Origin of the sequence: Flavobacterium collinsii, from assembly GCF_902804485.1 — a bacterium.
GTDB lineage: Bacteria > Bacteroidota > Bacteroidia > Flavobacteriales > Flavobacteriaceae > Flavobacterium > Flavobacterium collinsii.
Map to the genome: position 1 here is coordinate 70,702 of NZ_CADCST010000098.1, position 13,223 is coordinate 83,924.

A 13,223-nucleotide genomic window follows, 5' to 3' on the forward strand; every position below is an offset into this window, starting at 1 on the left:
CTTGTTTTTTTTAATAGATGCAAGAACAAAGAGAAAAGACTTCTCAGCAATCTTTCATCTTGCTTCTTGCCTCTTTTTTCTATTTTCTATCTTCTCTACTCTTTGTTCTTACTTATTAATTGAAGAATTCGTTTTTGCTTCCTCCAACTTAATCGCACTCAACTCCGTTTTAGCCTCTTCAACAACATCCGGATAATCAGTAAAATTATTAATTACGTTATCTAAAATATAAGTCGCCTGATAACTGTCTTTTAATCCATAGAAATTCTTTGCCATCAAGACTAAACTTTTCGCCCCGTAATATTTGTAGGCCGAGTAGTTTTTAGCCAGCTTTTGCACGGAAACATTCGAAGCATCAAATTTTCCTTCTTTGGTTTTAAAATACGCATCATAATACAGTGCTTCTGCTGCTAATTCTCCTTTCGAAGTTGCCGATAATTTAGCGTAGGCACTTTTGGCTTTATCTTCGTCTCCGGTCTGCATTGCCGCACGCGCTACGATAATCTGAGCATCCGCTTTAACGTTTGCATCGGCTTTTGCATTTTGCAATACTTTATCAGCATATACTACTGAATTATCATAATCTTTTTTGTCGTAGTAACATTTCATCAGATTAGCCTGTGCAAAACTTTTATTCTGAGGAAAATCGGCTTCATTTTCTAAACGCACCAACACCGGAACCGACTTATCACAATCTTTTGTTTTCAGGAAAATTTGTGCCAATCTTGTCAACGACTGTTCTGTAAATTCACTTCTTGGCTGATCAATTACATATTGATAGTTTGCAGTCGATTTTGCTTCTGAACCTTCGGCAAAATACAATTGTGCTAAATAAAAGTTGGCTTCCAGCGCATGCATTCCTTTTGGAAATTTATTTATATAACCTGTAAAACCAGTTATAGCCGGCTTGCTATTATTCTGACTGTATTGCTTGAAAGCCGCATCATAAGTATCATTATCCAGCTCGGCATCTGTAACTGCCACAAAATCTAATGTACGAACCCAGGTTGCATACTCATCCACTTTTCCAGAGTCTACATAAATCAATCTTGCAGTTGAAACTGCTTCCAGAGCTTCGGGAGTTTTAGGAAACTCAGCTGCTACTTTCTTAAATTTTACCAAAGCCTGATCGTCACGATCTGAATTGTAATAAATCAACCCTTGTTTTAAAATCGCTTTTGAAGTAAACGAACCATTTTTAAATTCTGAAATTAACTGATCATATGTTTTAAGGGCTTGATCGTTCTTTTTCTCGGCTACATAAGTATTCCCTAATTCATACAAAGCATCATCACGATAAGACGACTTTTTATACATTTGAAGAAAATTATTCAATTCATCGGCTTTCTTGTCATTTTTAGACATAAATCCGTAAGAAATTGCTTTTTGAAACTGTGCATAATCGGCATCAACTCCTTTTGCTTCAATAGCTTTTGCATAGGCTTCATTTGCAGCACTGTACTTCGAGTTTACAAATCGACTGTCTCCTAAACGTAAATAAGAGTCATTTAAACGCACTTTATCTTCCTTTGAATTATCAATTTGTGCCTGGAAAGAATTCCCTGCCTGATCGTATTCTTTGAGTTTAAAATAGGCATAACCAATATTATAGTTGATATTTTTATACTCATTGGTAGTTTTAGCAGCAGCTAATCCGGCAAACTGTTTGTAGCTTAACAAAGCATTTTGAAAATCATCAGTCATGTATTCCGTTTCTGCTTTCCAAAAAGTAGCACGGGCTGTAAATTCAGGTGTTTTTTGTTCGCTAATAGCACTTTTAAACATTTTCCCTGCTTCCTGATAGTTTGATTCATTGTACAATTCAACACCTCTGTAAAAAAGCACTTTTTGATAAGCTGCTTTATTCTCTGGCGACCTGTTTTTCTCTAATAAAGACAGCGCTTCTTTATAATTTTTAGAAGAAATATAAGAGTCAACCAATAATTTTTCTACTTCTGATTTACTGGAGTTGTTTGGGTATTTTTTTAGGAAATCAAGTAAAATTCCAGGAACGGTTTGATAGGCATTCCCAATTTCATAACTCAGCTTTGCGTAATTCAAAGCGGCATCTTCCTGAATCTGGGCATTGAAATCCATTTCCGAAGCATTTTTAAATGCATTTAGAGCCTCTTGTTTTTTGCCCGTGTTTAAATAAGCCAAACCTAAATGATAATACGCATTTTGAGCAACGAAATCTTTCCCCTCGATAATTTTATTGAATTGAGAGATTGCTTTTTCATATTCTTTTTGTTCATAATAAGCATATCCCAATTGATAGAAATCGGTATTATTCCACTTTCCTTTTTTACCGGCATATTGCTCTAAAAACGGAATCGCTTTACCATATTGCTTTAAATTGAAATAACTTTCTCCAATAATTTTGTTCAGTTCTGACTTTTCCAAATCATTCGATTTACTCATGGCTTTTTGCCCCAAATCGATTGCTTTTTGGAAACTCCCCAACTTAAAATTCATGTCGGCCTGATAATACGAAAGCTTTTCTTTGTATTTCTCTTCTCCCGAAACTTCATCAAAATACTTAGTTGCTTCTTTATAATCATCGCCTTCATAAGCCATAAATCCTAAGTAATATTTGGCCTGGGAACCAAAATCAGGAGAATTTACAACCTTATTAAAATAAGTTGTGGCTTCTTTTTTCTTTTTAGCATTGAAATAACTGTATCCTTTTTGGAAATTAAATCTATCCGAATCAGATTTACTCATGTAGCTTTCATCTACTTTATCAAACCATTGTAAAGCTTTTGGATAATTTCCCTGTTCAAAAAAGTATTGGGCAACTTCAATATAAGCCTGATTTTGTTTCGTACTCGTTGGATAATCGTTTACAAATTTTTCGATCAGAGCATCGGCATTTACTTTGTTTGTCCGAATGGCGCAATTGGCAATATAATAAGCACAATCTGACTGAACCTCTTCGGTTGTTGCATTGTTTTTAACCTGTTCGAAAATAAGTTGGGCCGAAGCATATTGTTTGTCATTGTATAAAGCTAGTGCTTTGTCAAAATCCTTTAAGTCGTAAGTATAAATAGCTGATTTTTGTGCCGAAACTATGGTCGAAAAAAGAATAATTGGTAATAAAAAGAACCAGGGAAGTTTACGCATTTTAATTATATTTAGTATTCAAATGTATCATTTTATACCGTTTATAACGAAACGTTTCCGGCTTTTATTATGAACAAAAAATTAATTAAACCCTATCTGCCGTATAAATAATTCTAAATTAGATGCTTTATCAACTGAGTTTAACTCCATTACCAACCTTTAATTAATTTAACCTAAAAACAGTCATCACTCTGTCATAAAACAAACTTATACAACTTATTACGTTTCATTTCAGCTATACATTTTATTGTGAAGATTCAACTAAGTAAATTTTACGTTTCTGTCTAAAAAAAGACTTAAATCCTTCTAATCCTCTTAATTCGTGGCTGCTTTTTAAAAATTTCCCACAGAAATGATTGAAATTTATTTTGAATCCAAGCGTTATCTTATTACTTTTACCATTCAAATTAATTTTATTATGTCGCAAACCGTACTGTCTCTTAAAGAAGTCACTATATATCAGGAAGGAAAGAAAATTTTATCTCACATTAATTTAGATGTTCAGCATGGTGAATTTATCTATATAATTGGAAAAACAGGTTCCGGAAAGAGTAGTTTCATGAAAACGCTTTATGGTGATTTACCTTTAACTGAGGGTGAAGGACATATCGTTGAATTTGATTTGGCAACTTTAAAAGAAAGCGAAATTCCATATTTGAGACGTAAAATCGGAATTGTGTTTCAGGATTTTAAGTTACTTCCGGACCGTTCCGTAAAAGACAATATGCTTTTTGTTTTAAAAGCTACCGGCTGGTCTGAAAAAGAAGCCATGGAGCATAAAATCGATGAAGTTCTGGATAAGGTAGGCATGAAAGAATTCCTAAACAAAATGCCACATCAACTTTCAGGAGGTGAACAGCAGCGTGTTGCTATTGCGAGAGCACTTTTAAACGATCCTGAATTTATCTTAGCCGATGAGCCAACCGGAAACCTTGATCCGCAAACCAGCTCAGAGGTTCTTGAAGTACTTAAAAAAATCAATGCCAACGGTAAAACAGTGATCATGGTAACTCATGACTATGCTTTACTGATGAAATTCCCGTCTAAAACCCTAAAATGTGAGGATGAAAGAATTTTTGAAGTGGTGCAACGCAGTGTATAATGCTCTCTATTTTAATTCCGGTTTATAATTATAATGTTTTTGCACTTGTCGAAGAAGTTGCAAAACAATGTAATATTATTGGAATTAACTTTGAAATACTTTGTCAGGACGACGCATCCGATTTTCGCGAAAACACTCTCAATCAAGAGATAAATCTTTTAACTAACTGCTTCTTTTTTAAAAACGAAACTAATTTAGGAAGAGGAAAAAATATCAATTCCATGGCTCAAAAAGCTAAATTTGATTGGTTGCTTATTTTAGACTGCGATACTTTTCCAGCAAAAAGCAATTTCATAAAAAAGTATATTGATATTATTTCTGATTTGAAAAATGATATCTTTTTTGGCGGAATCATTTACGAGAACAAAGAACCTCAAAAGGAACAATTTCTTCGTTGGTTTTATGGAAATAAAAGAGAAGCGCTTTCTCTCCTTACTTCAAATTTAGTAGTCAAAAAAGACGTTTTTATTCGATTCCCTTTTGATGAATCCATCACAAGATATGGTTATGAAGATTTATGTTTCTTTTCTGTTTTAAAGGCAAATCATTTTGAAATTCTTCGGATAGAAAATCCAACTTTTCATTTGAATTTAGAAACTTCACAGATATTTTTAAATAAAACCAAAATTGCTTTAGAAAATCTTGTTTTTCTTTATAATTCAAATAAAATACAAAAAGAAGAGAGTAAAATTATAACTTCGTTTGAACTTTTAAAAAAAATAAGACTAATTTCTATTTCAGCTTATCTTTTTAAAAATAACAGATCCAAAATTGAAAAAAATCTTCTTTCTAAAAAACCTTCTTTATTTTTATTTGATCTCTACAAGCTTGGGTATTTTTGCAACTTAAAAAAGTCTAATTAATTATTACCGTTTTTTCTAAAAAAGACTTCCACTGTTCCATTACTTTATCGACGGCGTAATTCTCGGAAGCTGCTTGGGCATTTTTACCTAATTTCGATCTTTTCTCTTGGTCTTCGATTAAAAAAGACAGTTGCTCAACATATATTTCTATACAATCATCCGGAATTAAAAAACCATTCTCACCACTGGTAATAAGAGCCCTTGGACCTATTGGACAATCGTACGCAATACAGGGCAAACCTGAAGCCATTGCTTCTAATAAAACCATTGCAAAACCTTCCGTTCTCGAAGTCATTGCATAAATAGAAGCCTCATAATACTTCTCTTCAATATTTTTAACAAAATCCAGATAATTTATACCCCATTCTAAACCTAAATCTAAGGCCTTTTCTTTCAAAGAATGAATGTTGTCTGTATAAATATCTAATGTCCAATCAGAGTGCTTTTGAATAATTTCTTTCCAGATTAATAACAATCGGTCTAATCCTTTTTCAAACGAATATCTGCCAATTGCGATTACCTTTTTATGCTGTAGGTTAGAAATTTTATTGTTTTTAATCCATAACGGATTTGGGATTACAACCCCATTTTCGACATTCCATTCTTTTAAACTTTCTCCAGACAAAGTCACTATTCTAGTGAATTTTCGAGCGCCGAAATCTTTAAACTGATATTTTATTTTTCGAATCGATTTCGCAAGGAAATCCGCTTTTAGATCTTTTTCTTCGATAAATTTTGAACCGTGACACTCCAAAACCATTGGGATTTTAGTTCGGCAAACAAAAGGATAAATAAAAGCTTTTAATCCGTTATCAGCAATGAGAATGACATCCGGCTTTATTTCTTTAACTTTTTTATTTATATCTTTTTGAAACGAAACAAAAAAACTAAGCCCCCTCCCTTTTAGGGTCATATAATGAAAAACAATTTTAGAATTGAAATCATAGAAAGGTAAAGTATCCCCTTCATTTTGCGATAAAATATGTATCTCATAACCAAAATGTTCTACAAAATAGTTGGCCTTAACAGAAGTAACTCTTGCAACACCTCCAGCAATTTTTATTTTAGGAACAATATAAAGTAGTTTCATTTTTTGGAGTTCAAAAAGACATCATAATTCCTTATATAATCTGATTCGTCAAAAACATCTGATGCCAGAACCAAACAAACAGAACCTGAAGAAAAGTTTTCCAATTCTCTCCAAATTCCTTTTGGCAGGTGTAACCCAAAATTTGGCTTATTAAGCAAATAGCTTTCTTTATTAGTTCCGTCATTAACAGTAACCTCAAAACTTCCACTAAGAGCAATTAAAATTTCATGCTGCTCTATATGCGAATGTCCTCCGCGAAAAGCTGTACTAGGCACGTCAAAAAGATAATAGACCCGTTTAAAATCAAATGGTAAAATATCATTTTGAATAAAAGCCAAATTCCCGCTTAAGTCCTCTATTACAGGAATTTTTAATAAATCTATATCTTGAATTGTCGCCATATCTTTAATGTACCTGCATCAAATTTAACCATTGTTGTCCAATTTTTTCCAATAGAAAAGGCTGAACACTTTCAAAACTATTTTTTTTACAATATGCATACAAGGTTTCATCTTCAATAAAGAGATTCATGGCTTCTGTAAGCTTATCCCAATCCTGATTTTTTACTAAAAGACCATTTTCTAAATTCTTCACCAAATCTCTCGGCCCAAAATCACAATCAAAAGTTACAACCGGAGTTTGACAAGTCAGTGCTTCCGCAATAACATTCGAAAAACCTTCATTTTTACTACTTAGCACCAGAAATCTAGCTTTACTAATATACTTAAAAGGATTAACCTGATATCCGAACAAATGTACAAATCCGGAAATACTATTCTTCAAAATCACTTTTTGAAGATCAGATTCATTACCCTTACCCAAAATAACTAAATGGATTTCTTTTTGAGACAAATCCGATTTGGCATAACTTGCAATCAACTCCTCAAATTGCTTGATTTTGTTTTCATATTGTCCAACTGCAATAATGTAATCAAACTCAATATTAATCTTTTCACTGCATTTTGTATTAATTTCCTCTAAATAAACGGGATTGTGAATTGTGACTACATTTTCTAGTCGGTGTTTATTTTCAATCAACATTTTCATCTCTTCCACAATTGCCACATTTGCATAACAGTGATTGTACATTAATCGTGTAAGCCAAGAATTATTTGGCATATAATGATCAATCAAAAAACTATGAACTGTAAAAATAGTTTTGGTGTTGTAAATAAAACGTGCCAAAACTAACTCCTGAATCACTTTTGTCCGAAAACGAAAATCAATGATAAAATCAAATTTATTTTCATTTAAATATTTATGCAAAGCTCTAAGTCTTTTTACTTTATTAAAAAAACCATTGCTTTCGTTTTTCAATAATCCCAGATTCACTAATGTACCTGAATATGGAAAACTAATTTCATTTAAAACAATAAGAATAGTCACATCAAAACCCTGGCTTTCAAAAAAGACAGATAAATTTGCCATCACTTTATCACTTCCTCCACCATTTAGACGATAACCAATTAAAGCAATTTTATTTTTTTTCTGAGACAATATCATTTGTGATTTCTTATTTTCGTATCAAATATATAACTCTTTAAAAACAATATGCAAGATAAAACATTAGTAACCGTAATTTGCTTGTGTTATAACCACGAAAAATTTGTTGTAGAGAGTTTACTTTCGGTCATCAATCAGGACTATCCTTTTACTGAACTGATTGTTGTAGATGACTTTAGCATAGATAATTCAAGAGAAACAATTAAAAACTGGCTTATCAATTATCCGGAGGTTCAATTCATTGACAACAAAACCAATCTGGGAAATACAAAATCATTCAATAAAGCCTTACGACTTGCAAAAGGTGATTATATTATTGATCTCGCCGCAGATGATATTTTACTTCCGGATTGTATTTCATCACAAATTAATACATTCAAAAACAGTTCATTTAAAAACCTTGGTGTTGTTTATGGCAATGTTGAATTGATTACAGAAAATGGCAATTTTGATTCTTATTATTTTCCGGTTGATAACTCAAAGAAAACAATAGAAAATAGAGAAACCGGAGATATTTACTTAAGCGTGCTTTCTGGTGGAAATAGTATTTGTTCAGTTTCGTCGATGATAAAAAAGTCTGTTTTTGATGCTTTGAATGGCTACGACGAGAATTTAGGGTATGAAGATTTAGATATTTGGATTCGCGCCTCGCGCTCTTATGAATTTGACTATATCGACAAAATCTTAATTAAAAAAAGAATCATAGAAACATCGTTAGGAACTCATTTTTTTATTAAAAACGATTCAAGATCCAGAAAAATAAATCACTCTACTTATTTGATTCTCAAAAAGGCAATTCGCTTAAACCGAAATAAAAATGAGCACAAAACCATTTTAAAGAGAATGCACTTTGAAATAGTTTTAGCTTATAAAATGTCTGATTTTAAATTGTTACTGAAATACCTTTTGCTTGAAATCAAGCAACGCTTCCGAATTCTGTTTGCTTAATCTAAACAGTAAGAAAATCGTTTAATTGTTGTTTTTCTCCTTCCCAGTCTCTTGAAATATTATCTCGGATTAACTTAGCGGGAACTCCTCCAATTAAAACATTTTCGCCTAAAGCATCATACGACTTGGTACACAAACTGTTAGAGGCAATGGTACAAAAATCAGGCGTCCGGGCTCCTTTTAGAATCGTAACTCTGTTACTTATAAAATTGTAATTTCCAATAAAAATAGGACTTGTTTTTTGAAGTTTTTCTCCTGTCTGCGTATCGATTAAATCATGAAAATTGGTATCAATAATTTGAGCCTGAGAACCAAAACGGGCGTAATCTCCCAAAACAATTTTTTCTGTACAAATTAATTTCCCTCCTGATCCCATAGAGGCCATATTTCCAAATTCACAATAGGCATTTTCCCCAATAAAAATAAAATAATCTTTACCAAACTGAAATTTTCCTTTGAAAACAAGTTTTCCTAAAACATAAACTTCGGCAATACCTTTATGAAGTGAATCCAGCTCGTAAGGCTGACCAAATCCAATCATTCCTTTTTGAATATCTCCTTCAATTTGAATCTCACCCGAAATAGCAGTAAACTTAACTCTGCCATAAAAGAAAACAGGAAGTTTTTTAGCGATCTGAAAAGGAAATTTTTTAAAATTAAAATACAATGTCTTACTCCAGTTTACCGAATAGTAAAAACTGAATTTATGATAAAAAGACTGAAATTTTCTATAACTACTTTGAATCATTATTGCTCTTTTTATTAGATTTTAATGACATTACCATTTCTTTCAAATTTACCTTTTTACTAATTTGATACCAACTAAAACTAATAGAAATCAAAACCATCCATGTCATTAAAATATACTTTAAAGTCGAATTTTCAATGTATCGCAGTAAAAATGTAACAGCACTTATTATAAAACAAGCAAAATATATCTTGTAAAATTCATTGTCAAAATAAAAATCATATCTTTTCTTTGTAATCCACTTTAATCCAATAAAATGAAATAAAAAGTAAAGAAAAAAACTACAACCTAAACCTTCTAATCCGTAAAAATAATAACCAAAAACATTCATTACTAAAGACAAAACATTAAAACCTATTCCTGTTTTAATAAATATTCGGGAATCTCCTTTAGCAATCAAAATAAAACCCATAGCCCATGAAACAGCTCTGAACAACATTCCTAAAATTCCAAAACAAACCATCGGGATAACGACGTTAAAATTTGGCGTATAAATAATGGGTATGATGATCGAAATTAAAGTCAAAAATAAAACAATAATTGGTGTTATGATGATAATTGAAACAAAGGCCTGCTGCATTACACTCGATCTTATTTTTTCATTATCAGAATTAATTGAAACCAACTTCGGGAAATAATCTGTACTCATCACGGTAAAAATAATTCCAACATACGAGTTCAATAAAGTAAAGCCTGCATTATAAAAACCTACCTGCTGCAATCCCCCATTTTTACTTATAAAAACCTGAACCAAATAAGTAGATAATAGTGTTAAAACACTACTAATGGTCAACATGAATCCCAGTTTCATTATTGTTTTACCTTCTGCTAGAAAAAAATCTTTCGAAACTTTTTCCTGCTTAATTTTAATTTTACCTGAATAATAAAAAGAAAAAACAAGGGCTGCCAAAGAAGCAATCAAAATGGTTGGAAGTATCGCATCAATCCGTAAAAAATAATACAGAGGAACCGAAAAAAGCAACCCGAAAAGATTTCCAAACAAATTCGCTTTTGCCATTAATTTCATTTTTCGCAAACCTTGTAAAATAGCCAATTGACCTGACGATAGTTGCTTAAATAAAACTGTAACCGCAATAAATACAAACGAATATGTTTGGCTGGAATCTCCAAAAGTAATTATACTCAATACTTTCGAGAAAAGGATTGTGAGTATCATTCCTAAAACACCTGTAAAAAACACAATCTTTTTTACAACCTGAATGGTAGTGGAAACTTCTTTTAGGTTCCCGCTTCCATAATTTTCGGAAATATTTTTCACAGCGCTGGTTTCTATTCCAAAACCCGAAATACTATTTATTACACTTAAAGTTGAATTTAACAACGTAATAACTCCCATTCCTTCAGGGCCAATAAAAACAGCTATTAACTTAGTTCTTAAAATCGAAATTAAGATCGTAAAAAACTGGACACCACCAAAAAGTGACGTCATTTTTAGAATTTGCTGATATGTTCTACCGCCAGACACGAATTAATATTGATTCAAAATTTTAATAATAAAATCTACTTCAATTGCCGATTTTAGATTATATTTTTTAGCTTCTAGCTTTTTTTCTAAGATATGAGATTGTGCCGCGTCTTCTACTACAACGAAATTATACTGATCTGCAATTTCATTTATTCTGTCCATTTCGGCCAATTGTCCGTACAAATGAACCGCTAAGATGGCTTTTGTTTTTGGAGTGACTTTCTCTCGGATCCAATCCGGGTTTAAGTTGTATGTTTCTAACTTTGGTTCAACCAGAACCGGAATCAAATCTGCTTGTAAAACAGCCAAAATACTTGCTATATAAGTATTTGCCGGTATAAGTACTTCATCCCCTTTTTGGAGTTTTCCTAACTGAATATACCCTTTAAAAATCAATACTAAAGCATCAAAACCATTCCCCACTCCAATGCAATGTTTGGCTTGACAATATGCTGCGAAAGCTTTTTCAAATAGTGCTACTTCTTTTCCTAATATGTACCAGCCATCATCTAAAACCTCTTCCAGTTTTTCCTGAAAGGCAGTTTCGTATGGTTGGTTTATTTTTTCAAGATCCAGAAACGGTATCATTTAATAGCAATTTTATAAAAATCTTGATTATAGATTGTACAGCCTAATTCTTCTTTCTGTGTCAAAAGTCCCGAATTAAAACCTTTTTCATTTTCTCCGTTTACAATCCCCATATCAAAGAAATGCTTGCCTTTACGCTTGTATTTATGTATTAAATTAATAAACAAAAAATCAAGAGCCCTAACTTGTTCACCTTTTTCTGAAGTGGCACCGTACTGCGATTTTACAACATTTTCAGTTTCAAAAATAGTAATTCCCGCAATAATCTCATCATTCTGGTAAACCGAGTATTGTTTAATATTATGAGGGAATTTTTGTTTCAAAAAGTCTATCTCCTTCAACTTATGAACCGGTTTAGCATCAAATTTCTCCAGTAATCTAGGTTCGAGAATTAATTCCCAAAAAGGTTGAAAATACTGCTCTTCTACAATTTCCAGATAAAGGTTTTCAATTCGTCTGAAATGCTTCAATTTACTTTTGGAGATACGCAAAGGTAATTTCAGGTTAACTGCCAAATTCATTTCTTTTTGTACTAAAACGGCATTGTTTTTAAATAAAAAAAAGTCCATCTCCTGATTTCCTTCGGGAAAATAAAAGTTTGGAATGGGTTTATAGTAAAAAGTTGCAACGGCAGTCTCTTTTAAATAAGCTAAGATGGCATCTAAAATCAATGCCGCATTCTCCGCTTTCAATTTATTTGAGAATATCAAACCTCCATAAGTCAATCCCTGATGTGAATAAACCGAATTTCCAGCTTTATTCGCCGGTAAAATTGCTTTTAACTTATCATTCTCAAAAACCAAAAGTGAGAAATCTTCAAAACGGTCCTGATGATATTCCATAAAATCACGATGAAATAGAAATGTTGCGTTTTTAGCCTGAGCCACAAATGCATTCCAAATCTCATAATCGCCTTTATGATAATTCCTTACAGTATATTTCATCATGGTCCTGGTGGTCGTTTTATAGTTCTGCTTCCGCGTTTTACTCGAACAAACTTATTAAAAAAAATGAGCCGTGAATTCACAAATTTAATTTTTATTGGTAACAAAAATTTAAATTACGTTTGTGAATTCGCGGCTCTTAAATTTTCAGCACGCTAATATCGTTTAAAAAATCTTATTTGTGTTCAAATGCCGGCAAATACCATTTGTATTTTACAGCCAGCAAACGTGCAATAATCATCACAACGGAAGTGACTAAATACAAAATATCATCTTCTAAATTCAGTTTTTTCAGGATAAAAAATACAATTCCACCAAAAATACAGATGGTTGCGTAAATCTCTCTTCTAAAAATCGTTGGTATTTCGGTACACAAAATATCTCTGATAACACCACCAAAACAAGCTGTCATGGTTCCTAAGGCGATACAGATAGCGGGATGCAAACCAATCATAATTCCTTTTTCAAGCCCAATTAAAGTAAAAACACCCAACCCGATCGTATCAAACAGAAACAGCGACGTACGCAATCGGTCAAACTTCTTTCTGAAGAGAATGGCAAAGGCAAAACCAACAATAATTACATATACATACTGCAAATCCAACATCCATCCTACGGGTGTTCTGCCTATCAATACATCACGGAGTGTTCCGCCACCAACAGCCGTCACAAAAGCAATGATAAAAACTCCAAACGGATCCAGTTTTTTATGCATCGCTGTCAAAGCTCCCGACATAGCAAAAGCCATGGTACCGATAAGATCTAATAAATGAAACATTTTTTACTTTTTAGCTGCAAAGATACAGAGCTGCAAAGGTACAAAGGTTA

At 32.4% G+C, this 13,223-nt stretch carries 11 protein-coding genes and 1 pseudogene; 3 read left to right on the forward strand and 9 right to left on the reverse strand.

Annotated features, from left to right (window positions below):
- Positions 1-108: 108 nt before the first annotated feature.
- A complete protein-coding gene (locus FLA105534_RS15215) occupies positions 109-3,123 on the reverse strand; it encodes a tetratricopeptide repeat protein (RefSeq protein ID WP_173966975.1) in 3,015 nt (1,004 codons plus the stop codon).
- 418 nt (positions 3,124-3,541) lie between these two features.
- On the opposite strand from FLA105534_RS15215, the gene FLA105534_RS15220 reads away from it, so the two are divergent.
- The gene (locus FLA105534_RS15220; RefSeq protein WP_026109865.1) at positions 3,542-4,225 is read left to right on the forward strand and encodes a cell division ATP-binding protein FtsE; all 684 of its coding nucleotides are present in this window, start codon (positions 3,542-3,544) and stop codon (positions 4,223-4,225) included.
- Positions 4,225-5,088: a glycosyltransferase family 2 protein gene (locus tag FLA105534_RS15225; protein ID WP_173966976.1), complete on the forward strand. Its 864-nt coding sequence runs from the start codon at positions 4,225-4,227 to the stop codon at positions 5,086-5,088. The genes FLA105534_RS15220 and FLA105534_RS15225 overlap by 1 nt, the downstream gene beginning before the upstream one ends.
- Here FLA105534_RS15225 and FLA105534_RS15230 read toward each other — a convergent pair.
- From FLA105534_RS15230 to FLA105534_RS15240, 3 genes are read right to left on the reverse strand one after another with little or no spacing between them, the layout of a single operon-like run.
- Entirely contained in the window at positions 5,081-6,178 is a 1,098-nt protein-coding gene (locus FLA105534_RS15230) for a glycosyltransferase family 4 protein (protein WP_173966977.1), read from the reverse strand. The genes FLA105534_RS15225 and FLA105534_RS15230 overlap by 8 nt on opposite strands.
- Positions 6,175-6,579: a sugar 3,4-ketoisomerase gene (locus FLA105534_RS15235; RefSeq protein WP_173966978.1), complete on the reverse strand. Its 405-nt coding sequence runs from the start codon at positions 6,577-6,579 to the stop codon at positions 6,175-6,177. Before FLA105534_RS15235 ends, FLA105534_RS15230 begins: the two co-directional genes overlap by 4 nt.
- A 4-nt stretch (positions 6,580-6,583) precedes the next feature.
- Complete coding sequence (locus FLA105534_RS15240) at positions 6,584-7,675, reverse strand: glycosyltransferase (RefSeq protein ID WP_173966979.1); 1,092 nt, start codon at positions 7,673-7,675, stop codon at positions 6,584-6,586.
- A gap of 54 nt (positions 7,676-7,729) precedes the next feature.
- Between FLA105534_RS15240 and FLA105534_RS15245 the strand changes: the two genes are divergently transcribed.
- Complete coding sequence (locus FLA105534_RS15245; RefSeq protein ID WP_173966980.1) at positions 7,730-8,629, forward strand: glycosyltransferase family 2 protein; 900 nt, start codon at positions 7,730-7,732, stop codon at positions 8,627-8,629.
- A 1-nt stretch (position 8,630) separates the two neighbouring features.
- Here the strand turns inward: FLA105534_RS15245 and FLA105534_RS15250 are convergent, their stop codons facing one another.
- From FLA105534_RS15250 to FLA105534_RS15270, 5 genes and pseudogenes are all read right to left on the reverse strand, one after another.
- A complete protein-coding gene (locus tag FLA105534_RS15250; RefSeq protein WP_246253251.1) occupies positions 8,631-9,377 on the reverse strand; it encodes an acyltransferase in 747 nt (248 codons plus the stop codon).
- Positions 9,364-10,827 (reverse strand): oligosaccharide flippase family protein, encoded by a 1,464-nt coding sequence (locus tag FLA105534_RS15255; RefSeq protein WP_173966981.1) that lies wholly within the window; start codon positions 10,825-10,827, stop codon positions 9,364-9,366. Before FLA105534_RS15255 ends, FLA105534_RS15250 begins: the two co-directional genes overlap by 14 nt.
- A gap of 66 nt (positions 10,828-10,893) precedes the next feature.
- Positions 10,894-11,451, reverse strand: a pseudogene (locus FLA105534_RS15260) (DegT/DnrJ/EryC1/StrS family aminotransferase); the annotation flags it as partial.
- Positions 11,448-12,398: a FemAB family protein gene (locus FLA105534_RS15265; protein WP_246253252.1), complete on the reverse strand. Its 951-nt coding sequence runs from the start codon at positions 12,396-12,398 to the stop codon at positions 11,448-11,450. The pseudogene FLA105534_RS15260 and the gene FLA105534_RS15265, both read right to left, overlap by 4 nt.
- A gap of 172 nt (positions 12,399-12,570) precedes the next feature.
- Entirely contained in the window at positions 12,571-13,173 is a 603-nt protein-coding gene (locus FLA105534_RS15270; RefSeq protein ID WP_173966982.1) for a trimeric intracellular cation channel family protein, read from the reverse strand.
- Positions 13,174-13,223 lie beyond the last annotated feature (50 nt).

What these genes read in the sequence shown, in the direction of transcription:
- FLA105534_RS15230 (WP_173966977.1), bottom strand. Translation starts at nt 6,178, where the DNA reads ATGAAACTACTTTATATTGTTCCTAAAATAAAAATTGCTGGAGGTGTT.
- FLA105534_RS15245 (WP_173966980.1), top strand. Translation starts at nt 7,730, where the DNA reads ATGCAAGATAAAACATTAGTAACCGTAATTTGCTTGTGTTATAACCAC.
- FLA105534_RS15225 (WP_173966976.1), top strand. Translation starts at nt 4,225, where the DNA reads ATGCTCTCTATTTTAATTCCGGTTTATAATTATAATGTTTTTGCACTT.
- FLA105534_RS15255 (WP_173966981.1), bottom strand. Translation starts at nt 10,827, where the DNA reads ATGACGTCACTTTTTGGTGGTGTCCAGTTTTTTACGATCTTAATTTCG.
- FLA105534_RS15220 (WP_026109865.1), top strand. Translation starts at nt 3,542, where the DNA reads ATGTCGCAAACCGTACTGTCTCTTAAAGAAGTCACTATATATCAGGAA.
- FLA105534_RS15270 (WP_173966982.1), bottom strand. Translation starts at nt 13,173, where the DNA reads ATGTTTCATTTATTAGATCTTATCGGTACCATGGCTTTTGCTATGTCG.
- FLA105534_RS15250 (WP_246253251.1), bottom strand. Translation starts at nt 9,377, where the DNA reads ATGATTCAAAGTAGTTATAGAAAATTTCAGTCTTTTTATCATAAATTC.
- FLA105534_RS15235 (WP_173966978.1), bottom strand. Translation starts at nt 6,579, where the DNA reads ATGGCGACAATTCAAGATATAGATTTATTAAAAATTCCTGTAATAGAG.
- FLA105534_RS15265 (WP_246253252.1), bottom strand. Translation starts at nt 12,398, where the DNA reads ATGATGAAATATACTGTAAGGAATTATCATAAAGGCGATTATGAGATT.
- FLA105534_RS15215 (WP_173966975.1), bottom strand. Translation starts at nt 3,123, where the DNA reads ATGCGTAAACTTCCCTGGTTCTTTTTATTACCAATTATTCTTTTTTCG.